Here is a 26,142-nt window from a genome sequence, read left to right as displayed (position 1 = left end):
GTTCTTCACTCATCGAAGGGCTACTTTGCTTCAGTCTTCCGCTCAAGTCGCATCCGTCCCGGTGGCTCGAAGTACGTGCCGAACCGCACCAGGCCGGTCTTCTTCATGTGGCACGTCATTTCGAAGCTCACGAGCACGCCGGGGTCCTGATTGTCGATGATCTCGACGTCGATTGCGCGAATCCGGGGTTCGTACTTCAAAAGCGTTGCCTCCATCTGCTGCCTGAGCAGGTGGGACGAAGCGGGCAGTGCCTTGTAAATGTTCGTGAGGTCCGGCAGGCCATAATCGGGCAGGTGCTTGAGCGCGCCCGCGCGCGTGTTGAGGATGCGCCGCACATTCTGCTGCACGCTCATGATTTCCAGCGTTCTGTCGTCATAGGCGTCGAGCGGCTCACCGCCGATCTGGCCGAGCAGCATGTCGTAAAGGGACGGGCCTGCTGGCATCGTGTGCTCTCCTAGATGCCGGCGTCGGCCGGCACACGTTCGCCCGTTTGCTCCACTGCTGGTGCGTTCGCCCCGGCTGCTGGCACATCATCGTGCTCAACAAAGTCGATCGTGAGATTCCCTTCAGGCGAACTCGACAGCCGGATTTCCGCCGGCGCCGCGCCGTTCGCCATCCGCGTGAGCAGTTCGCGCGACACGGCGGGCAGGATCCGCTGGTTCAGGAACGCATCGACGTTGCGCGCACCCGATTCACGCGCGAGGCAACGCTGCGCGAGTGAATCGGTCAGGGCGTCATCGGCGGTCAATGCGACGTCGTGCTGCCTGCGCAGACGGTCGGCGATTTTCGCGAGCTTGAGCCGCACGATCGAAGCGAGCGCATCTGCGTCCAGAGGGCGATACGCCAGCGTCTGGAAGCGCGCGAGCAGCGCGGGCTGGAAGTGCGCAACGAGCTGCGGATGGATCGCCTCGAGCAGTTCGGCCTGCGAGATGGCCGGGTTCTCCGCTGTCGCCTCGTCGATCTGCGCGCTGCCGAGGTTGGAGGTCATCAGGATCACGCAGTTGCGGAAGTCGATTTCGCGGCCTTCGCCGTCGCGCATCATGCCGCGATCGAACACCTGATAAAAGATGTCGAGCACATCGCGATGAGCCTTCTCGATCTCATCGAGCAGCACGACGCTGTACGGGCGTTGCCGCACCGCTTCGGTCAGGATGCCGCCGCGGCCATAGCCGACGTAGCCAGGCGGCGAGCCTTTCAGTTGCGACACCGTGTGTGCTTCCTGGTACTCCGACATGTTGATGGTCGTGAGCGCCGCCTCACCGCCGAATAGCACATCGGCAAGCGCAAGCGCTGTCTCGGTCTTGCCGACGCCCGAGGGACCAGCCAGCAGGAACACGCCGAGCGGCGTGCGCTCGCTCTTCAGCCCCGCCTTGGCGGTGCGCAGGCTCTCCGCGAGCGCGGCCAACGCATCGTCCTGTGCGACGACCCGCTTCGCGAGACTGTCCTCGATCGTCAGCAGGCTCCTGAGTTCGTCCTCGACAAGTTCGCCGACCGGCACGCCGGTCCACTCAGCGACTACGCGTGCGATCGCCTGCGCATCAACGTCCGCAAAAACCAGCGCTGTCCTGCCCTGTGCATCGGCCAGTGTCCGCTTCGCGCTCGCAAGCGCTCCGGCATCCGGTTTTGAATCTTTCGTGTCCCGCTGTACATGCAACGCCTGGACAAGCCCCAACTCATGCTCGTAGCGCGCCTGCAAAGCCATCAGTTCACTGTTCGCATCAGCAAGAGCAGCAATGAGCGCATCACGTCGCAGCGTGACGTCCGCAGTGACATTGCTAGCGCCGGCCCGTTCGTCCGCGTCGAGCGTCGAGCGTTCAATTTCGATCGCGGCGACTGCTGCGCGGGCACGCTGCAGCTCGGACGGCGGCGATTCCAGCCCCATGCGCACGCGCGCAGCGGCCGTGTCGATCAGGTCGACCGCCTTGTCGGGCAACTGCCGGGCCGGGATATAGCGGCGCGAGAGTTTCACGGCCGCGACGAGCGCTTCGTCGCGGATATGCACGTTATGGTGTTTCGCGTAGCGGCTCGCGAGCCCCCGCAGCATCAGACACGCTGCTTCGTCATCGGGCTCGTCGACCTTGATGATCTGGAAGCGCCGCTCGAGTGCCGCGTCGCGCTCAAAATATTCCTTGTATTCCGACCAGGTGGTGGCCGCGATCGTGCGCAGTTCACCACGCGCGAGCGCGGGTTTCAGCAGGTTCGCCGCGTCGGCGCCGCCGGCCGCGTTGCCCGCGCCGATCAGCGTGTGGGCTTCGTCGATGAAGAGCAGGATTGGCACGGGCGAAGCCTGCACCTCATCGATCACGTTCTTCAGGCGCTGCTCGAATTCGCCCTTCACACCTGCGCCTGCCTGCAGCAGGCCCAGGTCGAGCGTCAGAATGCGTACGTCGCGGATCACATTGGGCACGCTGCCTTCAGCGACGCGTAGCGCGAGGCCTTCGACCAGCGCGGTCTTGCCAACACCCGGCTCGCCGACGAGGATCGGATTGTTCTTGCGTCGCCGCGCGAGCACGTCGACCATCTGCTGGATTTCGCGTTCGCGCCCGAACACGGGGTCAATCTCGCCGCGACGGGCCTTGTCGGTCAGGTCGATGGCGAACCGGGCAAGTGCCTCGCCGTCGGTCGAGCGCGGCGGCGCATGTTTCGTGGGCGCACTCGTGGCCGACGGCGGTTGGCTTGCGTCGACTCCGGATGCTGACGCTGTCGTTGGCGCCGCCGGTTCTGCTTCGTCGGGCTGGTTTTCGCAGGACTGGTGGCCGAGTCGCGGGATCAGGCGCTGGATCTGCGCGCTACTGACCGACAGCAGCGGCCACGCGTTTTGCGCACGCAGCACGTGCGGCGCGTCAACAATCGCCTGCAACAGATGACCGGAACGGATGGGCTGGTCAGCCTCCTGCGATGATGCCCAGTTCCAGGCATCCTGCAGCACGGTCGCCAGCTGCAGGGAAAGGGCGGGTTTGCCGCGCAGGTTGCGGGGCAGGTGATCGATCGCCGCGATCAGCGCGTCCCAGACGGCATTGATGTCGATTCCGTAGTGGCACAGGATCGCAGGAATGTCGCCGTCGTCTGCCTCGATAAGCTTGAGCAGCCAGTGCTCGACGGTGATCTCGTCCGCGAGGCGCGTCCGGCAGAGGCTCGCAGCCGCCTCGAGCGCTCTCGCGCAGTGCGGGTTGAGCCGGCGAAGCAGGTGGGTAGAGTCGCGCAGTGTCATATCAATGCCGTATCACGGAACGGGGCAGAAACGCCGCTCTACCCGTATCAAAAAAGTGCCAGCCCACGTACGGGGCTGGCAAAAAAGGAACCGGCTGCGGGCTGCAGTACCGGTTCCGGCACAACATGGCTTGTGGCCAGGATCAGGAACGCTCGTTCCAGGTATCCTTGTGGATGATGTTGCCGTCCTTGTACGACCACGTGATCGTCTCGTAGCGCAACTCGACCTCTTCGATGTGGTTGTGCTTCTCGTAGTCCGGATTCTTGATATCGAGCATCTTCGGGTTGACGGCCACGATCTTCACATTGTCGAGCCTGGTGTTGAAGTACTCTTTCTCCTTGCCCGCGTCGTCGATCTTGTACCACTTGATCTCGACCGACTTCAGCGTCTGACCGCTCGTCACCGCCTTGTACAGGTACGGCGTCGACGCATCGGTTTCCTTGGTCAGCTTGATCGGCTTGTGCACGCGCGTACCGGTCAGCTTGCCCGTGTTGCCGTCGGTCGGGATGTTCACGCCATGGTCGAACGCGACGAGCTCGACGCTGCCTTCGCGACCCTGGACTGTCACCGAACCCTTGATGTCCGCACCACCGTCGTCCTTGACCCACATGTAAGCCGGAATTGCCATCTTTCACTCCCTTTTCTGGTACTACGACAATCGCCCGGAGCCAGCCCCCGAGCCTCTGAAACCCGAAGCGTTCGCTTCGAGGGCTAAAAATGGTCCTGCTATCTGGTCGAATCCTCCAACGGGATTTCTTTTGGGGCGTCCGGCACCAGCGTGATTTCGACGCGCCGGTTCCTGGCTCGCCCCTCCTGCGTATCGTTGCTCGCGATCGGCCGCGTATCGCCGTAGCCCTGGATCGCGAACTGCGTGGCGGCAATGCCCGACACCTCGATGAGCCAGTCGCGCACCGCGCCCGCGCGTGCGACCGACAGCGTCAGGTTGCTGTCCGGACTGCCAACGTTGTCGGTATAACCGGCCACGAGAATCCGTTTGTCCGGATGCGACCTGATCATTTCAAGCGCGCCGACCATCGCGCGCGTCGAGCCGGGCTTCAGTTGCGCGCGGCCGCTGTCGAACAGCGACATGCTGTCAAGCGTGACCACCGCAGGTGGAGGCGGCGGCGGCTGGTAGGTTGCGATCGCCTGGTTGAGCGCCGGCATCAACTGCGCACCGCGGTACATGCCGAAGGAAAGTCCGAGCGGCACCCCTGTGCGTGAATAGCGGTCGAGCTGGTCGCGATCGGCCACGAGAGCCTGCAGCGCATCGCGCTTCGCGGCGTCGTGTGCAGCAGGAATCATCGAATATCTTCCGAGATCCGCGCCGATACGGGTGATCAGCGCCTGATTGTTCCGGGCGGCGCCCCAAAACGCCACCGCGATCGCGCAGGCAACCAGAGCAACGGCGTGGGCGAGAGCCGCCAGGCGCGGCGACATCCACAACCGCCGCGGCATGGCCTCGATCAACGGCTGGGGCAGCGGCCACGGCAGCGGGGACGCCGGCAGTGCAGGCGGCACGACCCGGGTCTGCATTTCGACGTCGCGCTCCCAGGGCCTGCCCGGACCGCTCGCCGGCCCGCAATCGATCCAGCCCGCGCCGAACAGTGCCCACGGCGTGGCCGGCTGCCGGCGGTCGCTTAGCACGCCGATCACGACGCGCTGGGTCCAGCCGACGATCGAAGCCAGGCTTGCCGCGCGTGCCGCCACGGCACGGTCGCCTCCGGCCCGCTCAACTTCAGTTTCGGCCACCTGGACCACGGCTTCAAAACGGCTTGCGTCAGCCAGGCGCGTAGCCGATGACACGCCATACCACTGTGGCATCGCGAGTGTGGCCGGCGCATTGGTGAGCCGCTGGTAGACGGCAACAAAGCCTGGCAGGCGCACGCCGAGCATGCGCGAGGCGTCAGCGACGGACTGCCGCACGACGCGCAGATTCTGCGTCAGGACGTCTTCACCCGCGTGCAATGCCGGCGCAACCGACAGCACGACACCATCGGGTGCGCGCCCATCGCGCCACTGCTTTACGGCCACCGCAAGGCGGGGCAGATCCTGCAGCCGGTCGGCCCGTAGCCATATTGCGCCGTCGCCAACGTGTGCGAGACGTCGCTCTCCGGCAATCCGGTCGAACAGGTTCCCCAAGGCGTCGCCGGTCACGAGCACGAGCGGCATGCGGGTGCGCAGGTTGACCGGGATATTCGACGTAGCGGCGCCGGGTGCAGTCAGTACGTGTACGTTCTGTTCGCGCGCGCGTGAGAGCTGACGGGTGCGCAGCCAGATCAGTACCAGCCAGGACAGGACGATGGGGACAGTGAGCGTCCATGCGAGACCCTGTCCGGCGCCCGGTCCCACAGGGACTTCCGTTGGTCGAAGGAAGCCCTCCTGGGAGACAGGCAACACCAGCCAGATAACGGCGAGCGCGAGCGCGGCCATCAGTGTCACGATGGCACGGAACGGGTAACCCAGGCCCTCCAGCGCGCGGCTCTGCGCCTGGTCCAGTGTGCGGATCGAGTCCCCGAGCGCCGGTCCGGACGGTTCGTGCAGATCGGACTTCACGGCCGCGGCGCCGTCGGTACAGCTGGTACGAGGTGGGCGAGCTGCGCATCGAGCACCTGTGCCCATATCAGCCAGATCACCGCGGCCGCCACGCACGCGAGGCCGGCAATCGCCCAGGGCGAGAGGCGGTAGAACCAGTCCGAGAACCGCCTGCCGGTACGATCGGCAAAGAAAGGGCGGGCAGCGACCGGGCGCCCCCCAAGGGGACTTCCTTCGGGGCGCAGTTTTTCGAGTTGCGTATTGAGTGAGGCGATCAGCACGGAACGCTTCGCTTCGCCTTCACGGGCGTAGCGGCCCATGAACCCCATCCCGAGGACCGCCGCGTAGCATTCGAGCAGCGCAATGTGCGGCGACGCTTCACGCATCCGCTGCTCGAGCCGTTCGAACACGCGTTCGCCCGCGTCATGCTTGCCAAACCGCTCGACCTGCAACGGCTGCGCATCCCAGACCGGCTTGTTCTGCGCACTCAGGTTGCGCAGTACGGCCTCGTCGAGCAGCCCGCATTGGGCAACCTCTGCGTCTTCGCGGACGTCCGCCGCAAAACCGCGCTGATCGAGCGCGGTTGAGAAACCCGCCATCAGCTGCTTGCAACGTTGACGCAGGGTAGCCGGGTCTTCCGCGTGGCCACCCTCGGATAATCGCGTCACGAGCAGGGCCGTGTCGCGCAGCAGGTCCCGGATACCACTGGCGGCAGTACGGTTCGCAGAGGCGAATCCACCCATCAGGGCGGTCTCGCCGCGGGCAGGAGTCAGCGTGCTCATGAGCGCAACACCGCGTAAAGTTCAAGCGACGCGTCGGGAACCGACGTCGGCAGGTAGATCTGGCAGGCGCGGGCGGCCAGCATCCGCGCGTGCGCGGGATCGCTCGCGTCGAGCGCGAAGTACTGGTTGTCCAGCCGCACCGGAATGGCGGCCGGCACACGCTGCACGGCCTTGAGTGGAATGCCTGGGAGCGCCGAATTGACGATGTGCTCGATATCGTCCGGCGCACCTATCTTGCAGAGCCTCGGGAACTGCTCGACGAGTTCGAATGCAGGCGACGCGGCGTGGACCGACAGGTACCAGTCGGCGGAACTCGCTACGATGCGCTCGTCGAGGAACTGGCCCGCCCACGTCGTCGGATTCCTGTGCGTGAGCCCGATCGACACCACACGCGACGGAATGATCGCGTCGAGCAGATCACGGATCTGTGTCTCGAGCCTGGCGAATACTTCATCGGCGCGTACGTGGTCATACGCCGGAATGTCGCCGAGCTGCGAGCCGGTCGAGAACGTCATGAGGACGCTCGCCAGCTGGGCAAGCGTCGAGTACAGCCGCTCGGGAGGCTGGCCCGGATGCGTCGAGAAGAACCGCAGTTGCGGCCAGACCGTATGGATGCAGTGGAGCAACCAGAACAGCTGCACGTCGGCCACGCCGTATTCGGCAACCTGCTCGATGCGTTCGCTTCTGCGCGAACCCAGCGCCGTGCTCTTCGCCTGCAGGATGTCGGCAAGACGATTGATCCGTTCGACGTGCAGCGCATGACTGCCAAGCGTCAGGCACGGTGGCACGTATCGGTGGTCGACCTGAAATTGCCCGCTCGTGGTACGCGTCAACCGGGCAATCGCACACACCGTGTCGTCGGCATGCGACTCGAAGTCGAACAGCAGTCGCACCGCATGGCGTTCGGCGGCAATCTCGGCCTCGCCGGTACCGTTGAGGTCGATGACCTTGACGAACTCCCGGTATGAGCGCCGCGGCCGCGCCAGCGTCGCTTCGTCGAACCGGCAGTTGCTGCCCGTGGCATTGAACAGCGGCAGGGCGGCCAGCACGACCACGCTCTGCACATCGGCTGGCAGTCCCTGCGTCAGATCACGTGCAGGCGGCAACGCATCGGTCACCGTGGAGTCGATCAGTGTGCCGTCCGGAAAACGCAGCTTCAGTCGGGTGAGCTTCAGACGCCCAGCTGCAAGCACTTCCTCGTCGATATCGATGCCCTGCGTGCCCCACGGCTCGGCGACGCAGGCGGCAGCGATCTGGTTCAACGTGAAGTCGACGTTTCGACCCAGCTGCTGGAAGTGCTGTTGGGTTAGGATCAGCCCTTCGTGAAAGAGCGGTTTATCGATCCGCATGGGTGTGGTTGTGCCGTTATCTTGGATTATGGTGAGTGGCGATTCTATACGCGTGACTTGTGATCCGTATACAGTTGCGAATAGTTAAGCATGCGAACTACATCAAATAGAGGATGATTATTTTTGAGATATTGTCCGTGCCAGAATAGGCAATATTCGCGATGCATGGTTAGCGCGATGTTGCCATCGTACCGCCTTCATCATTGAAAGATTGTCAGAGAATGTCATGCCCTTGTGAGCCCATGCCAGCAACGGTTTCGTGAAAATTGTCACGCATTCGCATACCTCGTTTATCAAATTATTCATATTGACGAGTCTGAATGCGAATTGAATTGACGATCATTAACAATTATTTACGATGTCTTTATAATTCGTATCGATTTCACAGCGCCGACGTACTTTGACTCGGCGCGGGTAAACCTGTTTAATAGCGCGTGGCAATAATGATCGCATGAATGGAGGCCGCGCTATGGGGTACCACAAGGAGTCCTTCGCGAGCGAAACACGCATATGCGTGTGCGCCCGATCGAAAGAGGTCACCGCATCGCACCGGGCGAGTTCTGCGGGGATCCTGAACGTCGTTCAATAAGGAATACAAATGGACAGCTTCCAGCGCGAAATTCCGAAAAGTCGGGTTTCGATCACGTTAGATTTGCATACGGGCGGTGCCCAGAAGAAGGTCGAGCTGCCGTTGAAGCTGCTCGTCGCCGGTGACTTCAGCGCGGGCAAGGAACAGGCGCCGCTCGCCGAGCGCAAGAAAACGGACATCAACAAGAATAATTTTGATTCTGTTCTCGCTGACTACGCGCCGGACCTCAAGGTCGCTGCGGAAAACACCCTGGCTGGCGACGGCTCGGAACTGCCGGTGAACCTCTCGTTTCGCTCGCTGAAAGACTTCGAGCCGGAACAGGTGGCACGTCAGATCCCGGAGATGCAGGCGCTGCTGGCGGTGCGCAATCTGCTGCGTGACCTGAAATCGAATCTGCTCGATAACGGCACGTTCCGCCGTGAGTTCGAGAAGATTCTGAAGGATAAGCCGCTCTCTGACAAGCTGCGCGGCGAACTCGCACAGATCGCGACGGCGGCCACCCAGCCTGAAGGCCATGCCTGAACGGCGTCGGCCCAGGACGGCCTTCACCGCGTTCCATAACCGGACAGATATGCAGGTAGCGATAGTATCGCAGACAGGACACGAAATGAATCCCACTGAATCGCAGCAAGGCGGCACGACCGAAACCGTCGTGCTGGACGCCCCGCAAGGCAATCATGACAGCAGCAGCGACAGCGTCTACGCGTCCCTGTGCAGCAAGATCAACCTGAAGCCCGTCGCCGAAGCGCGACCGCTCCTGGCCTTCCGCGACAACGACATGCTCTCTGAAGCGTCGGCCGACGAGCGTATCGCGCGCGGCATGGGCGCATTCCTGGATCTCGTGAGCAAGGCGAGCAAGCCGGTCGACCGGCTCGACAAGTCGCTGCTCGATTTCCACATCGGCCAGATTGACCGCCAGATCAGCCGGCAGCTCGACGCAGTGATGCATACGCCGGAATTTCAGGCGCTCGAAGGTCGCTGGCGTGGTCTCAAGATGCTCGTGAGCCGGACAGACTTCCGTCGCAACGCGCGCGTCGAAGTGCTTGACGTGTCGAAGGAGGCACTGCACCGCGATTTCGAGGATACGCCCGAGATCATCCAGAGCGGCCTGTACCGCCTCACCTACATCGAGGAGTACGACACGCCGGGTGGTCAGCCGATCAGCGCGATGATCAGCGACTACGAGTTCACCAACTCGCCGCAGGACGTGGCGCTGCTGCGTAACGTCTCAAAGGTGGCCGCAGCCGCGCACATGCCGTTCGTCGGCTCAGTCGGCGCCGCGTTCTTCGGCAAGCAGTCGATGGAAGAAGTGGCCGCGATCCAGGATATCGGCAACTACTTTGATCGCGCCGAGTACATCAAGTGGAAGAGCTTCCGTGACACCGATGACGCCCGCTACGTGGGCCTGACAATGCCGCGTGTGCTCGGTCGCCTGCCGTACGGCAAGGATACGACGCCGGTGCGTTCGTTCAACTATGAGGAAGCGGTCAAGGGTCCGGACCACGACAAATACCTGTGGGTCAACGCGTCGTTCGCCTTCGCGGCCAACATGACGCGCAGCTTTGTCAACAACGGCTGGTGCGTGCAGATCCGCGGCCCGCAGGCGGGCGGCAAGGTCGAGGACCTGCCGGTTCATCTGTACGACCTGGGCACCGGCGCGCAGCCGAAGATTCCGACCGAAGTGCTGATTCCCGAAACCCGCGAATTCGAGTTCGCCAACCTCGGCTTCATTCCGCTCTCGTTCTACAAGAACCACGACTTCGCGTGCTTCTTCTCGGCCAGCTCGGCACAGAAACCGGCGCTGTATGAGACCAGGGAGGCGACCGCGAACAGCCGCATCAATGCGCGCCTGCCTTACATCTTCCTGCTCTCGCGCATCGCGCACTACCTGAAGCTGATCCAGCGCGAGAACATCGGCACGACCAAGGACCGGCGTCTGCTCGAACTTGAGCTGAACAGCTGGATCAAGGGCCTCGTGACAGAGATGAAGGATCCGGGCGACGAGTTGCAGTCGTCGCATCCGCTGCGTGAGGCGAAGGTCACGGTCGAGGACATCGAGGACAACCCGGGCTTCTTCCGCATCAAGCTCTTCATCATTCCGCACTTCCAGGTGGAAGGCATGGACATCGGCCTGTCGCTGGTATCGCAGATGCCGAAAGCCAAGAGCTGATCCTCATTACCTGATGTAACCCCCGCCGGGGCGCTGAAACATGCGTCCCGGCGTTGTCCTTTGCGATATGACGTGTGTTCAAGGGGTCTTTAGAAAATGTCGATGGTTTTGCCTTCCCAGGCCTATGAATTGAAACTGGCGCCGCACCCGGCGCCGTTCTCGATCCTGAAGTTCAGCGGGCGCGACGCGCTCAGCGAGCTTTACCGGTACGAGATCGAATTCACGAGCCCGATGGCCGGAATTCCGATGGATCAGGTGCTGGGGCGCCCGGCGAAGTTCATCATCGACCCGATCGACCCGAACATGGACTATCTGCGCAGGATGTTCGGCGAGAACGCTTGGCAGTTCAGCAAGATGCCGCCTGCACACACAGTCCACGGCATTATCACGAAGTTCGATGAGCTCGGGACTTCGGCTGACGAGACGCGCTACAAGGTCGTGATGGAGCCGAAGCTCGCTGATCTGAATCGCGGTGTCACGAGCCGGCTGTTCCAGAAGCAGTCGGTCGAAGAAATCATTACCGATACGCTGCGCCACTATGGTTTCCGCGCGGGCGTCGATTTCGAGTTCAAGCTGCGTGCGAAATACAAGCGGCACGAGTACATCACACAGTGCGAGGAAACGACGTTTGCCTTCATCCAGCGGATCTGCGCGGAGGAAGGCATCTGGTTCCGCTTCGAGCAGAAGCGCGATCACGCCGTGATTGTGTTCGGCGACGATCTGGACGCGTATGCCCGCAATCAGCGCGTTGTGCCGTTCCGGCTACACTCGGGACTCGAAAGCGTCGGCGTAGATGCGATCAAGACACTTGAGCGATATACGCAGCGTGTCCCGGAAGCTGTACGTCTGCACGACTATAACCACCGGCAGGCCGACGTGTCGTTGCTCGTCGAGGAAAACGCCGCACGCGGCGACAAGACGACCAACGCGGTTGACTATCGCTGGGGCGAACATTACGAGACGCCTGAAGAAGGGCGGCGTATCGCACGGCTGCGGCATGAAGCCTATCTCGCAACACAGGTCACCTACAAGGCAACGGGTAACGCATTCGCCATCGAGGCTGGCGAGGTCGTACGGCTCGACCAGAACCCGGTCGATGCGCCGCATGGGCTGTTTATCACCTCGGTGGAATCCAGCGGTGGCCGCAGCCAGTCCTACACCAATACGCTAACGGCGATCCCGGCCGACCGGGTGTGGCGCACGTCGCTCGATACGATCAAAAGACCGGTGATCGACGGTATCCTGCCGGCGCGTATTACGTCGCCGGGCGGATACAAATACGCGTACCTGACCGAGCAAGGCTGGTACGTGATCAAGCTGCCGTTTGATCTCGACGATTGGAGCCCAGGTGGCACAAGCCGGCCGGTGCGCCTCGCGAAGCCATACAGCGGCGACAATTACGGCCACCATTTTCCGCTGATCGATGGGGCGGAGGTAGCCATCATCCATACGGCGGGCGATCCAAATCGGCCCGTCATCATTGGTTCGATGCACGACAGTCTCCATCCCGACCTCGTCAATAACCTCAACAACACCCGGAACCTCATCGTGACCGCCGCGGGCAATACGCAGCGGATGGAGGACAAGGAAGGGATAGAGCACATCCACGTGATGACGCCGTTCCAGTCCAGCCAGCTGAACCTCGGGCACATGGTCGATACCGACGGCAAGGAACGGGGACAGGGCGCAGAACTCACCACTGACGGACATCTGGCGGCCAGGACGGCCAAAGGCATGCTGCTCAGTGCCGAAGCGCAGCCTGGTGCATCGGGCCAGCAGCTCGCAATGCCCAACGCGGATACCACCTTCCAGCAGGGCGAGGACATACTGCGCTCGCTCAATGAATCAGCGAGCGCCGCGAATGCGTGGCTGGCTGAGGTCGAACAGCAACGTACGCTTGTCGAACAGAAGCTCGCGAAACTCCAGAAGCCGGTGATCGTCGCGAGCGCTCCTGAGGGTATTGGTCTGGCGAGCGGTCAGCACATGCAGCTGGCAGCCGCAAAGCAGATGTTCGTCACGGCCGGGGCAGGACTCGACATTGGCGTGCTCAAGCGCATCACGGTTGCGGCCGGCGACGCGATTTCGCTCTTTGCGGCAAAACTCGGCATTCGGCTGTTCTCGGTAAAAGGCAAGGTGCAGTTGCAGGCCCAGGGGGATGCAATGGAGTTGATGTCGCTCAAGGACATGGTGGTGAGCTCCTCCGACGGAGAAGTCATGATCACCGGGCGCAAGGGAGTGACGCTCGGCGATGGATCGGGGGCCTATATCAAGCTGGCAGGCGGCAAGATCACCCTTGGCAGTCCGGCGGGTGAAATCGAGTTGAGGGGCAATCTGACTATCAATGGTCCGGACGGTAGCAGTTTTGCATTTCCTCAGTGGTCTGATGCGCCGCTCAAAGATGTCCAGCAACATATCAAACCGGGATTTTCAGGCTAACTGGAAACTGACATGACGACACAATCAAATCCTGAACCCCCGATGATCAGCTTCTCCTTTCCGTTCCGCGACGCGAAGGGAAAGGAGATCGTTGACGAACACGTGTTCTACGACTGGCTTGCCAGCGAGGGAAGTGGCAGTTTCGCGATCACCGGTTCTGGCATGTGGCACGGCGGAATTCATGTATCGGCGGACGGCGCCGGGAAACAGATCGACCTCAGGCACGGTGCGCGGTGCATTGCGGTCGGCGAAGTGGTGGCCTATCGGATGAATCGCATTGCGCTGGCCAGCCAGATTGCGGCCGGCAACGGCAAGCCTGCCCAGACCGGCCACTACAGCTCGGCTTTCACGCTGGTGCGGCATACGCTCGAATATCCCGCGAACAACCGGCTGACTTTCTTCAGCCTGTACATGCATCTGCAAAGCCTGGCCGACTATCAGCAGAACTCGATGCCGGCACCGGCCTACTGGGCACGGTCCTGCGAGGTGACGCAGTACGCCTCGGACAGACCCAAAACTGACCCGCACCTGGGCCCAGCCCCGACTGGGCAGGTGGGACTGAATATTCATGCCGAGGCGGGAAGCCGCACAATCCTTGGGATCCTGCCCCGAGGGGCGCTGGTCCGTATCGGTGAGCGCGACCGTACCGGCAAATGGGGAAGAATCGAAGCGATCGAATCAGGCACGCCGATACCGCCGCGCGTGGCCAGTGTTGTGCAGCCAGGTGCCGATAAGGGCTGGCTTTACCTCAGCAAGGAGCATGGGCATGTGCTGCTTGCCGAGGTCGTGTCGGACGCGCAGTGCGACCAGGTGGTGATACCGGGGAAACCGATCCCCGTCAACGCTGGCGATCTGATCGGCCACCTCGGGCAGTACTGGCTGCCGGACGATCCGGCACGGGACAACAGGATGGTCCACATTGAGGTGTTCTGCGGCGACGAACTAAGCAGCTTCCTGTCGGGAAGTCGCAAGGCCGCAAAGAAGATCACCGATTTCGACAGGCTTCCCCTGCTGCGGATCGGCAAGGGTGTGAAGCTCTTTGCGGGTCATTCGATCAATGAAGAAGGTGCAGATGCCCCCGAAACGTCCGTGCTCCAGATCTACAGTCAGGCCGCACTCGATGCGCTGCCAGCCGAGAGCAAGGGACCCAAGGACGATGCGTATGGAGACGGCGAACCGTGGTGGAAAGTGACAAGCGCCGACAGTCGTCATGCTGATATCAGCGGCTGGGTGCGCAATCGTCAGATGCCACCCAATGGTGGTGTCACGCGCGAATCACCGCATGGATGGAAAGACTTCGAGACAGTCACAGGTTCCGACGCCGGCAATCCGACGATGTTCAGCACGGTCGATGCGTGGCTGGATCATATGCTCCGTGAGGACAAGCCCGCGACCGGTGATGCCTCAAGGCTCAAGCCAGTGGCGTCCAGCGTGTATCGGGAACTGTCACCGATGCGCAACGAGCAGCAGGCAGCGGATGAGTTGCGCGCGCACAAGGACGACAAATGGTTACGCTTCCGTGCGTCGCGTCTGATCCCGAAACATCGTAGCGAATGGGCCAGTCAAAGCGAATACGAGACCTTCTTCGACAAGGTACTGAAACGGGTAGCGAAAGAACCGTATCACGACGCAGAGATCGAGCGCGTTAAAAAACTTGTCTGGTGGGACGATGTTAAGAATGCAGTAAAGGGGCCGTTTCCGTCGAGTTCGGACGTTTATCATATCCACCCAATCTCACTTGTTGGGAATTTTTTATCTGGAGCGTGCTCGTGCGGAAAAGCCATAACCATGGAACAACTCCGAGCCATATTGCCGAGCGACGTCCTTCAGCATGGGCTATTTTATAAAGCCAATTTTGCTGGCATTCGCAATTATTCCATTGAGAACTTTCTCTCTCTTTTGAATGAAAATATTCAAAAGCACGGAATCGTGAATTGCATCCATAAGGTCCATTTTCTTGCTCAATTTTCCCATGAATGCGATCAGCTACGAACAAACGAAGAATACCGAAATGGAGATGGATCCACCCCTGCGGGATGGAGTAATTACCGTGGCGGATCAAACTTCCATGGCAGAGGGTTGATTCAGCTAACCCATGACGATAACTACACCAAATATGGAAGCGCGGTTGGCAATTCTTCGATTGCAACAGATCCTGATATCGTAAGCCAGCAAGTAGCGCATACCGTGGAATCGGCATGCTGGTACTGGAGAAAGGGCAGCGCTTGGGGGGATATCAATCCAATGGCCGAGCGAAGCGATTTTCTAAATGTAACGATCGCAGTTAACGGAGGATATAGACACGTGTTTGAAAGAAACTCGCTTCTTCTGAAGCTAGCTCCGCTCCTCAAGCTGGATGAGTGCTGTAATGCGGTGAATGTCAAGCTTAAACACTTCGTATTCGCTGAGAGCGCCGTAGGTACCTCAAATTGGTACAACAATCATATATCCAAGGCGACAGAAGTCGAAGGTGCTTTAGCAGGTCTATAGATACCCACTAATGAGTGATGTCGCATGTTAAAATTCAATCTTCGCAGCTACATTTGTATATTAATTTTTACTCAGGTTGCATTTCTGACCCTGCCCGCGCTATCCGCTGAGCTTATTGGGCAAACCATGTCCGGAGGCAATTTTACTCTGGAATTAAGTAGCGCTACTAAGCCCTCTAGTCCTGATGGGATTTGGGGACTCGCAACGGTGACCTACAAGGCCGGAAAGACGACGACTCCAGAAGTATATACATTTCCGGTTCAGGCTCCGCCGGTCATAAAAAAAATTGCATTCGGATTATTGGCAATTTCCGAGAAAAATGGCGGCATGAATGGCTCGTATAATGTGACATTTCTTTATCCTGGTGACGAAGGCCTAACAACTATCGGCGGGGTCGAGTCTGATTTGGATAACGGAAAATATATTGAGATAAACCGGATTTCACCGAAATGGATTAATAAATCCGGTGAAACTGAAATGGCGTATTTAATCCAATCAGTCTCAAAAAATAGATCAGGTTTCATTGGCCCAGATGGAAATCAAGCTCTTGACAACGCGATGATATTTTTCGCCATTCCCGATCTGATGAACGAGATTCGCAAGCAGGATTCTCTATTTTCTCATAGCTATACGAGCCAACTAAGCAATGAAGTCAATTCGTCGATCGCAAACCTGATACGTCGAAAGTTCCTGGGGAAAAGCGTTAGTCTGTGCGGCGACGATCAGTTCGATGTGTTTGTCTGCAAACTTGACAAAAGGGTCATCTCTGTCTGCTCCGGAAATATGAACGGCGCTGCAGTTCTTGAGTATCGTGCCGGCTCCGATCGGAAAATTGAACTGTCTTTGTCCAAGCAGATAGATAGCAACTATGTTGCCAACAAAGAGGCCGAATCGTTTGAGAACGGTGGATACAAATACACCGTCAAATTTGGAAATGGCGGGGACACGAGCTCGGGTGGTGTCATTGTTGAAAGAAAAGGAACGATTGTATCTAGCCAAAAATGCCAGCCTGAAATGATCGAACCGTACCTCATACCAAGAAAATAGAATAGATCATGTCAAATTTGATACTCGAAGGTGATTCGACCAGCCACGGCGGTAAGGTCATCTCCGGCTCGGACCGCATCCGGATTCGTGGTCGCCGTGCGGCCCGAAAAGGCGACCTCGTGTCGTGCCCCCTGCATGGCGACAACGAAATCATCGAAGGCATTGATCGAATCAAAGATGGAGATGTTCCGCTTGCCCTGGACGGGCATCGCGCGCGGTGCGGATGCGTCCTGATCGCGTCGTCTGGGGCGGCGAGGATTCGCTGATGCCTGTTGACTTCGATGCACTTCCAGCACGGGGGGCCATTCCAGATGGGAGACAGGCAGTCGTACCCTGGCTGATCGCGGTGGTCATCATTGTCGCGGCCGGGGCGGCAACCAGTATTGCGACATGGCCGGCGGGACGACCTACGCAGACTCCGTGGTTCTGGATTCGCATGTTCGGACTGCCACTGCTTGTTTGGTTGGGGCTGTATTTCGGCTGGGGATTTCTGGGGGCTCACCGCTTGCGCAATGCTTTGGCTGACAATGCAGCCATTGATCGCAAGGAAGCGCGCCTGCACGGCGATGCGAGCGTGCCGTTCGCGGTCATGGCGCAGTCCTGGCGCTTTTCGGGCGACGCTGGCCAAAACAGACTCGAAGACGCGATGAAGACCCGCGAGTCCACGGAAAATCCGGCTGGCTCGGGCGGGCTTGTCATTCCCGGTCGAGCGTTTTTCCGGGGCAACGAGGCCGACGAATTGCGTCGGCACGCAGTCGTGCTTGAATGGCTGCTCGTTGAACTGATCAGGCCGCTGATGGCCCCGCTGAAGGCCGCTCGCGGCCTCACCGTCTGGTTGTGTCTCGATTCGGATCTGACCGCGGATGTTGCAAAGACGGTGATTACCCGAGCGTGGGCAACGCTCGGGCTGAGGTACGCAGAGAAAGTCCAGTTGCTGGAGCCGATGTCGCTTTATTCGCTTGATGCCTGGTTCGACATGAGAGCGCGCAGTGCGCGTCATCTTGCGATCGCGGTGCAACTGAGAGGCGCCATTAGTGGCGGCATTCAGGCTGGACAGGCGGAAGCCGGCGCGGCAGTTCTGCTGACCGGCACGTCGGCCGAATCACCGGATTCGGGGGTACCAGTCCGCGTACACCGGCCCTCCAGGGGCACTGCCCGATCACTCGATGAAGTGGTTGCGAATGCATTGCGCTGGGGACATTGCGCTCAAGGCAGTATCGATACCGTCTGGAATCCGGGATTGGTTGAGCCGCTCGCGGCCGCATTGAGGAGTCTCGATGGTTCCGTGAATGAAGCGCCGGCCGTAGAGCTGGTTCGAACCATCGGCGATGCGGGTGTTGCCACCCCGTGGCTTGCACTGGCACTTGCCGCTGCAAACGCGCAGGAAAGCGTGAGCCCACAACTGATTCTGGATCAACAGGGCGGCGAATTGGTCGCAATGATATGTCGAAAGAAGACTTGAACGAAAAGGCTTCCGCAAGGGTGCTGATCTATCTGGGATGTGCGCTGGCAGCGCTGTTTGCTGGCGTCTGGTTGTGGTTATTGAATGAAGGCCCGCAGCGAGGCTGGCTTGCCGACAACCGGAGCGTTGTAGGCGTTACGCTCGTCGCCGGATGGTTCGCGTGCATGCTCATGGCCGCACTCTACGAGCGCGGCATTCGCCAGTGGGCAGCGGATTCGCGCGTCGCACGGGCGTTCGAGCAGAGTCGCCAGAAAAAACAGCAAACCGCCAGACCCGCAGACGGGCAACACTCCTTTGCATTCTCCGTTTCGCAACTTCGCGACTTTCTTCGGGAACGTCACGGTTGGTGCTGGCGTTATCGCGACCGCTGGTTGCTCGTCGCAGGCGACGAGCCGCTCGTCAGGCGTCTTGTGCCCGGGCTCGCGGACACCGGCTACGCGATCACCGGCGATACCGTGCTGCTGTACGCGAAGCAGACCACCGACAAGCTCGATGCCGAATGGCTCGACCAGATCCGCCGTCTGCGCCGGCGACGCCCTGCCGACGCGATCGTAGCCGTGACGCGCAACCGGAGCTCAGCCAACACGCCGTTCGACGCGGAGGGCACCGCACAGCGGCTCGCACGTCACGCGCGCGCGCTACGCTGGGCGGCGCCCGCGTATCTGCTGAACGTCACCGACTTTGGCAACGAACCGTCTGGCCCCGACGAAGCGATCGGCTTCACCTGGTCGAACGGGCGCATCCGTCCCGACGAGATCGACGCCTCGCTGCGGGGACTCGCGGACAATCTCGCCGACGCGGGTGTGATGCGTATCACGCAGGATCGGGATGACCGGTACCCGGCCGAGCTGTCGCGGCACATTGCGGGATTGCGCAGCGCATTGTCGGATCTGGTCATGCAGACCGGCCAGTCACGTCTGTGGCGCCATGCGGTTCATGGGCTGCTGTTCGCTCCACTGTTCGAGGAGCGGGAGCTGACCGCCCCCACTCCAGACTCCGAAGACGGCGAACCCCTGCCGCCGCAGCAACGTACGATCTGGCAAACGGTCGGCGACCATAGCCGCAGGATCCACGGCCGGCGCGTCGGTTCCTCGCTGTCGACCATGGCCGCGTGGGTAACGACGGCACTCGTCGGATGCTGGATCGCCGGCACGATGCTTTCGGGTTTCACCAATCGGTCGACGATCCAGACGTCGGCCGACACACTGACGAAACTCTCGACAACGCAGGACCGCACGCAGGCGGCGCTCGCACTCGACAGCCTGGACAAGCAGCTCGACACCCTAGAAGTCCGTCAGCGCGACGGCGCACCGTGGACCACACGCTTCGGCCTGAACCAGGACAGCGTGCTGTTGACCGCCGCCTGGCCCGGCTACGAAAACGCCGTCAGCCGCATCCTCGTCGCACCGATCCGCCTGAAACTGGAGGAGCGCCTGCACCAGCTCGCCTCGCTCTCGGATGCGGAAATCGCCAGCGGCGGCAACGCGCAGGTCCAGGCCGCCTACGACACACTCAAGACCTACCTGATGCTCGCGAGGCCGGACCGCGCGGTTGCCGCATTCCTGACGCCGCAACTGATCGCCACGGCCGTGCCAGCGCACCCGGCCAGTTCGCCGCTGACACCCGGCACGTGGGAAGACCTGCGCCAGCGTGCAATCGCGTTCTTTGCGAGTCACCTGGGGCGCCATGGATCCGCCGGGGACTCATCGCTCGCGATCGTTCCGGACGGCGCGCTGGTGGCCACGGCGCGTCAGACCATCATCGGCGTGCGCGGCATCCAGAACTCGACTGACGCGATCTACCAGCAGATCCTCGACGACGCGAAGCCGAAATATCCGCCGGTGTCGCTCGCGACGCTGCTCGGCGATACGAGCAGCAAGGGGCTTTTCAATACCGCGGTGACCGTACCGGGCGTGTTCACGCGCACTGCGTGGGACGAGCGGATCTCGAAAGCCATCGACGACGCGAGCGAGCAGCGCAACGTGACCGGCGACTGGGTGCTCTCAGACGTCCACGCGAGCGCACCGTCGACCAGCTCGCTGAAAGCCGAACTGCGTCAGCGCTATTTTGACGACTACGCGCGGGCCTGGGAGCTGTTTCTCAACAGCCTGCGCTGGCAGCCGGCGCCGACGTTGTCAGGCACGGTTGACCAGCTGACGCTGCTCAGTGATCCGCAGCGCTCGCCTCTTGTTGCCCTGATGAACGCAGTGGTTTATCAGGCAGGCGCGGGCACCGCGACGCAATCGCTGTCCGATACGCTGATCAGCAAGGCGCAGCAGCTTGTCGGCGCCGACGAGAAAGATCCATCGAAGCAGACCCAGCCGCAACTGGCACCGCTGGCCGTGGCCTTCGGACCGGTCCTGCGCCTGACGGGCAGCGACCTGGCTTCCCTGGCTTCGGGCGCGCCCGCAAACACGAAGGCCGCCACCCGGCTGGCGGCCACGGGCGACCTGAGCCTCGCGCGTTATCTCGAACGGGTGAGCGCGATGCGGCTGAAGGCACAGCAGATGGTCGACAGTGCCGACGCGGACGCGATGGCCCGCTCGGCCGCACAATCTGTGCTGCAGGGCAAGACGTCTGATATCGCCGACAGCCGGGATTACGCGAGCCGTCTGGCTGCGAGCCTCGGCGAGCAATGGGCAGGCTTCGGCAATCTCTTTCAGGCACCGCTCGACCAGACCTGGCAGGTCGTGGTACAGCCGGCCGCGGCGAGCCTGAACGACATCTGGCGCACGGCGATTGTCGCGGACTGGAACCGGACGTTCGGCGGCCGCTATCCGTTCGCCGATTCGGATAACGATGCCTCGCTGCCGGAGATGGCGCGCTTCATGCGTCCGGACAGCGGCGTCATCACCGGGTTCGTCACGACGCAACTGGCCGGTATCGTCGAGCGTCAGGGCGACCGATGGGTGGCGGCCCAAGGAGCAAACCACGGCGCGCTCACACTCGATCCGGGCTTCCTCGCGGACCTGAACAGGCTCACCCGCGTGGCGACCGTGCTGTTTCCATCCGGCGACGCGCATGTGCGCTATGAGCTACGCGCGGTACCCACACCAGGCGTGACCGACATGAAGTTCGTGCTGTCGGGCCGCGAGTTGCACTACTTCAACCAGAAGGAAGAGTGGACGCCGTTTATCTGGCCCGGCGACTCGCTGGAGAATCTCTCGCATATCGAGTGGCAGACCGAGCAGGGCGGGTTGCGCTCGGGGCTCGACGCCCAGGGCCGGTTCGGGCTGATCCGGCTGCTTGAGCACGCGAAGGTGTCGCCGCAGGACAGCGCGCGCTATCTGTTGACATGGACGCCGGACCGGAGCCAGGGCATTCCGCTGCGTGTACAGCTTCGCAGCGAGGCTGGAGCGGGGCCACTCGACGTGCTCGAACTACGCCACTTCACGCTGCCGCCGCGGATCTTCGTGACCAGCACGGCGAAAGGCGGACCGAAGCTCTCGGCCGTCAATCCGCCGCCACTGCCGCCGTCAGCGATTGCAGCAGCGAAACACGCTGCGATGCCGCTGCCGCATGGCGCGATGCCGGAGGTCGAGTAAATGCTGTCCGGTCTGCTCAAAACCCTGTTTCCTTCGCGTGATGCGGAGCAACTGATGCGCGCGCGTCTCGATGCGTGGGACGCGTGGCTGGACCCGTTACCAGGCGACCACGGTGTGGGCCGCGATCCGGGCTACGAGGATGCGTTCTTCGAACTGAAGGACGAGGCGAACAGGCTCTCCGCCATTGATGACGGCCTGATCGTGCGCTCCTGCGAGCAGCTCACGAAGGAAACCGGCAAGGATCTGCGCGTGGTGGGGTATTACGCGTTCGCGCGACTGCGCCAGGATGGGACGGCTGGCTTCGCGGACGGTCTGGAGCTTGCGGCCGCGCTGGTGGAGCGGTTCGGCGAGGCGCTGCTGCCCGCACGCGCCGAGGCGAAGAAGGGCGCGCTCGATATGCTGGCCACCACCCGCATGATCGATCTGCTTGAGAGCCGCGGCGAGTTCGCGCCGGCCGATCTCGAACGTGCGCTCGCCGCGCTCGATCTGCTCGTGACCCGCACCGGGGTGTGGCCGGAAGCGGCCCGTCCGAACCTGCGCCCCCTCGTGTCCCGTTTCGAGCGCAGCGACGATCCGGCACGCAGCGCGGAACCCGACTCGACCGCGCCCTCCGCTGTGGCAGGTTCCCCTTCAACATCCAGCGCGATCGGCTCCACGCGCGATCTGCTTGACCAGGCGCGCACGATGGCAACGTGGCTGCGTGATCAGGAAAACGGCTACCTGCCTTCCGTGCGGCTCGTGCGCAGCATCCGCTGGGACACACTCCACGAGGTGCCGCCAGCGGATGCGAGCGCACGCACGCGCCTCGTGCCGCCTCGCGGCGAACTTCGCCAGCAGATGAAACGGCTCGTGCTGCAGAAGCAGTGGCACGAACTGCTGGAGCGCGTCGAAGGGGCGTACATGGAGGGCGTGAACCACCTCTGGTTCGACCTGCAGTACTTCCAGCACGTCGCGCTCGACCACGTCGGTGCGCCCTACAGCACGTGGCGGGAACTGCTGCGCGCCGACTTCGCGTTGTTCCTCGAAAGGTTGCCCGGTATCGAGCGGCTCGCGTTCAACGACGGCACGCCGTTCGCCGACGACGCGACGCTCGAATGGATCGCCCGCCACGCGGTCGTGCGTGATCTCGAGGCGGGCGAAAGCGTTGCACCACTGTCCGTATCCGCTGACAGCGACGATGGTGCTGCTGGCGACTGGCCCGAGATTGAAGCGCAGGCGCGCGACATGGTGGCCGGCGACGGTATCGAGGCAGCCTTCGCATGGCTCGACGCACTGCCTGGCATCCGGACCGAACGCCAGCGCTACCTGCAGCGGCTCGTGATGGCGCGACTCGCCGATCATGCGGGCTGCGCCGATACGGCGATGGCGCTGCTGACCGAACTCGATGCTGCTGCCCGCTCGTTGCCGCTGATGCGCTGGGAGCCGGCGCTCATCTTCGAGGTCAAGCACCAGTTGATGCGTGCGCTGAAAGCGGCAAGCAGCCGCAAGGACGCGGACAAGCCGGCGCTCGCGCACCGCATCGGTCAGTTGCGCGACGAGCTGACTGTGCTCGACCCGTCCCGTGCGCTGACGCTGTCATAAGAGAACGAAAATAAGAGAACACCATGGAAAACGACGATCCGATCCTGCGCTACTACGAAGCCGAAATGCGCTATCTGCGCGAGTCCGGCAAGGAGTTCGCGAAAGCGCATCCCGACCGGGCGCGCATGCTCAACCTCGATCGCGTGGGCGAGCGCGATCCTTATGTCGAGCGCCTGCACGAAGGCTTCGCGTTCCTGACGGGGCGCCTGCAGCAGAAGCTCGACGACGAACTGCCCGAACTGACGGAAGGTCTCGTGAGCCTGCTGTGGCCACACTACCTGCGCATGATGCCGTCGCTGTCGGTCGTCGAGCTGATCCCGCTGGCCGAGACACTGCAGAAGACGGAAAACGTGCCTGCCGGCGTGCCGGTGCGTTCCGCATCCATCGCCGTGCCGCCGGCAGCGGGCGCCGAGGGCACCACGCCCAGGACTGTGCAGTGCCTCTACCGGACCACGCAGGAGGTGACGTTGCAGCCGCTGCGCCTCACGCATGCGGGCCCTACCGTGCGACATGACGGCCGCTCGGTGATCCGCCTCGGATTCCATCTGGACCAGTCTGCGCGACGCGAAGCGACGGACCTGTCCCGTGTGCGCCTCCATCTGAACGCCGATCTTCCGACCGCATTCGCGATGCATCTTGCGCTGACCCGCCAGGTTGATTCGGTTGCATGGCGGATCCCCGAAGTGCGTGATGGCGAGGCGCTGCCGCTGGCCGGCGTCACGATCGAGCCGGCGGGCTTCTCAACCGAAGAGCGGTTATGGCCAAAAGCCGAGGCGTCGTTTTCCGGCTACCAGATGCTCCTCGAATATTTCACGTTCCGCGAGAAATTCCTCTTTGTCGACCTGTGCGGACTCGATGTTACGAAGCTGCCGGCGAGCACAACGCGCTTCGAACTGGAGATCGTGCTCAAGCGGGCGTATCCGTCCGACCAGCGTTTCAGCGCGGAGAACGTGCGGCTCTTCTGCACGCCGGTCATTAACCTGTTCGAGCTTGATGCCGCGCCGATCGTGATCGATCACCACGAAACGGAGTACCGGGTCGTCCCGGCCGGGCACCAGGGCGAGCATGTCGAAACATATTCGGTCGACGCGATCGAATCGTTCGACCATGTGACGGCTGAGCGTTACGAGTATGTGCCGTTCGCCACCTTCCGGCATCGCGGCGGCATGCTGCGCCATGAAGCACCCGAGCGCTATTTCCACACCCGCGTGCGGCCAGGCGTGACCGGTCTGCACGAAACATGGGTGATCCTCGGCGGCCACGCGTGGGAGACGATGGAGGATCTGCCCGAGGAGAGCGTATCGCTGCGCGTAACCGGCACGAACGGCATGCTGCCGCGCAAGGGTCTGCGCGAGGCCAGCATTGACGAACTGGCCGCAAGCACGCCCAATGTCGCGGGTGTACGCAACCTGGTGGCGCCGACGTTGCCACTCTATCCGCCGACCGGCGACCGCTTCCAGTGGAGAGTCCTGTCGCACCTCGCGCCGAACTTCCTGTCGATGATGGACGCGGAAGTGCTGCGGGGCGCACTGGCGCTCTACGACTGGACCAACGACGAGCTGAACCGCCGACGCCTCGCCGGCATCCTGCATGTGTCGGAGGAACTGCTCGAGGAGGTGTCGGGCGGCTCGGTCGAGCGGGGCGTACTGATCGAAGTCACGCTCGATTCGCACGCGTTCGCGGGCGAAGGCGACGTGATGCTGTTCGGCGAACTGCTGCACCGTTTCTTCGGGCTGTATGCGGAGATCAACCTGTTCACGAAGCTCGCCATCGTGAGCCTGCCTTCGCAAACCCGTACCGACTGGCCGCGCAGCAAGGCGCAGCGCGCTCCCCTATGAAACCACGCGAGTTGCCGAATCTTGAACCGCTCGTGGCGTCATTGCTTGCGCGCGCGCCGAAGATGAATTTCATGCAGCTATGCAGGCTGCTCGAAGTGCGCGTACCCGATCAACCCGGCTTCGGCACGCGAGACACGCCGGAGCACGAGCCGGTGAGGTTCCGGCCGAGGCCGCGGCTGGGGTTCCCGGCCGGTGAGATCGCCGCGGTGGAATTCGATGACGGGTCGGACACATTCGGTCCCGATGCGCCGCCGACCGTGCGCACGACCTTCCTGGGCCTGTATGGCGTCGACGCCGCGGTGCCATCGCACATGATCGATGAGATCGTCCTGCGCGAGGAAGGACATGAAGCCGTCGAAGCGTTTCTCGACCAGTTCAACCACCGCTACGTGGCGCTGCTGTACCGCGCCTGGAAGAAGTACCGCTACCCGGAGAGTTTCCAGGCGGGCGGCACCGATGCGCAGTCGCGCAACCTCCTGTGCCTCGCCGGCTTCGGGTGGGGCGGGAAGCCGGCCCGGTCGGGTCTGCCGGATTCACGCGTGCTCGCGCTGCTGGGTCTGCTGGTCCAGCGCACGCGCACGCCCGAGGGACTCGCTGGTGTGGTGGCGCTGGCGGTGCCCGGTGTCGAGGTGCGTGTCGACGAGTTCTGCCCGACGGTCAAGCGTGCCGGACAGCCGCAGCCCCTCACGTCGTCAGGCAGGCTCGCCGGCGCTCAGGAAGACAGCAAGCGCCGCGGACTTGGCGGGGGCTACGTGCTCGGCAACCGCCTCGAGTATCGCAGCCGCGCCGTTCGAGTGACGCTGCGCCCTTCGGACGGTCAGCAGGCGCACGACATGCTGCCCGGCGCATGGCTGCATCGCGAGCTGATGGCGTTCATCCGCCTGTATGTGGGCACGAAGGCCGACGTACACCTGCGGATGGAGGTGTCGTCGCGTCTCGCGCCCGCGCCGTCGGTCGGCACGGCTGCGACCGGCCCGGCACCGCGGCTGGGATGGACCGTCGTGTTGCCGTCTGATGAGGAACGCATCATCACCATTGCGCTCGGCGTCTACGAAGTCTTTCCCACGCCCGGACCGAACCCGCATCTGGTTCCACGTGCCGCCTGAATCT

17 protein-coding genes are annotated in these 26,142 nt (G+C 62.2%); 11 read left to right on the top strand and 6 right to left on the bottom strand.

The genetic code is table 11. The features are described from left to right. Positions 1-20 precede the first annotated feature (20 nt). The 6 genes from tssE to tssK form a co-directional block, all read right to left on the bottom strand. The gene (tssE, locus tag OKW38_RS30680) at positions 21-443 is read right to left on the bottom strand and encodes a type VI secretion system baseplate subunit TssE (protein ID WP_429364636.1); all 423 of its coding nucleotides are present in this window, start codon (positions 441-443) and stop codon (positions 21-23) included. Positions 444-454: 11 nt separating this feature from the next. Then, a complete protein-coding gene (gene tssH / locus OKW38_RS30675) occupies positions 455-3,211 on the bottom strand; it encodes a type VI secretion system ATPase TssH (RefSeq protein WP_429364635.1) in 2,757 nt (918 codons plus the stop codon). A 142-nt stretch (positions 3,212-3,353) separates the two neighbouring features. Next, complete coding sequence (locus OKW38_RS30670; RefSeq protein WP_090807873.1) at positions 3,354-3,839, bottom strand: Hcp family type VI secretion system effector; 486 nt, start codon at positions 3,837-3,839, stop codon at positions 3,354-3,356. A gap of 98 nt (positions 3,840-3,937) precedes the next feature. Further along, positions 3,938-5,641 carry an OmpA family protein gene (locus tag OKW38_RS30665; RefSeq protein ID WP_429365552.1) on the bottom strand — a complete coding sequence of 568 codons (1,704 nt, stop codon included), beginning with the start codon at positions 5,639-5,641 and terminating at the stop codon, positions 3,938-3,940. 119 nt (positions 5,642-5,760) lie between these two features. Further along, on the bottom strand, positions 5,761-6,525 hold the full coding sequence (locus tag OKW38_RS30660) for a DotU family type IV/VI secretion system protein (protein WP_429364633.1): 765 nt from the start codon (positions 6,523-6,525) through the stop codon (positions 5,761-5,763). Further along, positions 6,522-7,874 (bottom strand): type VI secretion system baseplate subunit TssK, encoded by a 1,353-nt coding sequence (tssK, locus tag OKW38_RS30655; RefSeq protein ID WP_090807871.1) that lies wholly within the window; start codon positions 7,872-7,874, stop codon positions 6,522-6,524. Before tssK ends, OKW38_RS30660 begins: the two co-directional genes overlap by 4 nt. Before the next feature lie 598 nt (positions 7,875-8,472). Here tssK and tssB point away from each other — a divergent pair. The 11 genes from tssB to tssG all read left to right on the top strand — a co-directional run bounded on the left by tssB (position 8,473) and on the right by tssG (position 26,138). Further along, on the top strand, positions 8,473-8,985 hold the full coding sequence (tssB, locus tag OKW38_RS30650) for a type VI secretion system contractile sheath small subunit (protein WP_090807869.1): 513 nt from the start codon (positions 8,473-8,475) through the stop codon (positions 8,983-8,985). A gap of 85 nt (positions 8,986-9,070) precedes the next feature. Continuing rightward, entirely contained in the window at positions 9,071-10,633 is a 1,563-nt protein-coding gene (gene tssC / locus OKW38_RS30645) for a type VI secretion system contractile sheath large subunit (protein WP_090807867.1), read from the top strand. A gap of 96 nt (positions 10,634-10,729) precedes the next feature. Continuing rightward, the gene (locus tag OKW38_RS30640) at positions 10,730-13,069 is read left to right on the top strand and encodes a type VI secretion system Vgr family protein (RefSeq protein ID WP_429364631.1); all 2,340 of its coding nucleotides are present in this window, start codon (positions 10,730-10,732) and stop codon (positions 13,067-13,069) included. Positions 13,070-13,081: 12 nt separating this feature from the next. Then, positions 13,082-15,559: a glycoside hydrolase family 19 protein gene (locus OKW38_RS30635; RefSeq protein WP_429364629.1), complete on the top strand. Its 2,478-nt coding sequence runs from the start codon at positions 13,082-13,084 to the stop codon at positions 15,557-15,559. A gap of 24 nt (positions 15,560-15,583) precedes the next feature. Then, entirely contained in the window at positions 15,584-16,606 is a 1,023-nt protein-coding gene (locus OKW38_RS30630; protein WP_429364627.1) for a hypothetical protein, read from the top strand. Positions 16,607-16,614: 8 nt separating this feature from the next. Continuing rightward, the gene (locus tag OKW38_RS30625; protein ID WP_429364625.1) at positions 16,615-16,872 is read left to right on the top strand and encodes a PAAR domain-containing protein; all 258 of its coding nucleotides are present in this window, start codon (positions 16,615-16,617) and stop codon (positions 16,870-16,872) included. Next, positions 16,872-18,068, top strand: a complete 1,197-nt coding sequence (locus tag OKW38_RS30620; protein ID WP_429364623.1) for a hypothetical protein — start codon at positions 16,872-16,874, stop codon at positions 18,066-18,068. Before OKW38_RS30625 ends, OKW38_RS30620 begins: the two co-directional genes overlap by 1 nt. Continuing rightward, complete coding sequence (locus OKW38_RS30615; RefSeq protein ID WP_429364621.1) at positions 18,050-21,613, top strand: ImcF-related family protein; 3,564 nt, start codon at positions 18,050-18,052, stop codon at positions 21,611-21,613. Before OKW38_RS30620 ends, OKW38_RS30615 begins: the two co-directional genes overlap by 19 nt. Continuing rightward, the gene (tssA, locus tag OKW38_RS30610; RefSeq protein ID WP_429333258.1) at positions 21,614-23,194 is read left to right on the top strand and encodes a type VI secretion system protein TssA; all 1,581 of its coding nucleotides are present in this window, start codon (positions 21,614-21,616) and stop codon (positions 23,192-23,194) included. It begins immediately after the preceding gene. 23 nt (positions 23,195-23,217) lie between these two features. Next, the gene (gene tssF / locus OKW38_RS30605) at positions 23,218-25,032 is read left to right on the top strand and encodes a type VI secretion system baseplate subunit TssF (protein ID WP_429364619.1); all 1,815 of its coding nucleotides are present in this window, start codon (positions 23,218-23,220) and stop codon (positions 25,030-25,032) included. Then, entirely contained in the window at positions 25,029-26,138 is a 1,110-nt protein-coding gene (tssG, locus tag OKW38_RS30600; RefSeq protein WP_429333260.1) for a type VI secretion system baseplate subunit TssG, read from the top strand. Before tssF ends, tssG begins: the two co-directional genes overlap by 4 nt. Positions 26,139-26,142: the final 4 nt, after the last annotated feature.

The sequence above is a fragment of the Paraburkholderia sp. MM5496-R1 genome, assembly GCF_050436205.1.
Taxonomy (GTDB): domain Bacteria; phylum Pseudomonadota; class Gammaproteobacteria; order Burkholderiales; family Burkholderiaceae; genus Paraburkholderia; species Paraburkholderia tuberum.
The sequence above is the reverse complement of the archived record's forward strand: the minus strand, read 5'-3'. Positions and strand labels throughout refer to the sequence as shown.

Bases quoted from the DNA above. Each gene is read 5' to 3' on its own strand.
- tssE (WP_429364636.1), bottom strand. From the start codon at position 443: ATGCCAGCAGGCCCGTCCCTTTACGACATGCTGCTCGGCCAGATCGGC.
- tssH (WP_429364635.1), bottom strand. From the start codon at position 3,211: ATGACACTGCGCGACTCTACCCACCTGCTTCGCCGGCTCAACCCGCAC.
- OKW38_RS30670 (WP_090807873.1), bottom strand. From the start codon at position 3,839: ATGGCAATTCCGGCTTACATGTGGGTCAAGGACGACGGTGGTGCGGAC.
- OKW38_RS30665 (WP_429365552.1), bottom strand. From the start codon at position 5,641: ATGGCCGCGCTCGCGCTCGCCGTTATCTGGCTGGTGTTGCCTGTCTCC.
- OKW38_RS30660 (WP_429364633.1), bottom strand. From the start codon at position 6,525: ATGAGCACGCTGACTCCTGCCCGCGGCGAGACCGCCCTGATGGGTGGA.
- tssK (WP_090807871.1), bottom strand. From the start codon at position 7,874: ATGCGGATCGATAAACCGCTCTTTCACGAAGGGCTGATCCTAACCCAA.
- tssB (WP_090807869.1), top strand. From the start codon at position 8,473: ATGGACAGCTTCCAGCGCGAAATTCCGAAAAGTCGGGTTTCGATCACG.
- tssC (WP_090807867.1), top strand. From the start codon at position 9,071: ATGAATCCCACTGAATCGCAGCAAGGCGGCACGACCGAAACCGTCGTG.
- OKW38_RS30640 (WP_429364631.1), top strand. From the start codon at position 10,730: ATGTCGATGGTTTTGCCTTCCCAGGCCTATGAATTGAAACTGGCGCCG.
- OKW38_RS30635 (WP_429364629.1), top strand. From the start codon at position 13,082: ATGACGACACAATCAAATCCTGAACCCCCGATGATCAGCTTCTCCTTT.
- OKW38_RS30630 (WP_429364627.1), top strand. From the start codon at position 15,584: ATGTTAAAATTCAATCTTCGCAGCTACATTTGTATATTAATTTTTACT.
- OKW38_RS30625 (WP_429364625.1), top strand. From the start codon at position 16,615: ATGTCAAATTTGATACTCGAAGGTGATTCGACCAGCCACGGCGGTAAG.
- OKW38_RS30620 (WP_429364623.1), top strand. From the start codon at position 16,872: ATGCCTGTTGACTTCGATGCACTTCCAGCACGGGGGGCCATTCCAGAT.
- OKW38_RS30615 (WP_429364621.1), top strand. From the start codon at position 18,050: ATGTCGAAAGAAGACTTGAACGAAAAGGCTTCCGCAAGGGTGCTGATC.
- tssA (WP_429333258.1), top strand. From the start codon at position 21,614: ATGCTGTCCGGTCTGCTCAAAACCCTGTTTCCTTCGCGTGATGCGGAG.
- tssF (WP_429364619.1), top strand. From the start codon at position 23,218: ATGGAAAACGACGATCCGATCCTGCGCTACTACGAAGCCGAAATGCGC.
- tssG (WP_429333260.1), top strand. From the start codon at position 25,029: ATGAAACCACGCGAGTTGCCGAATCTTGAACCGCTCGTGGCGTCATTG.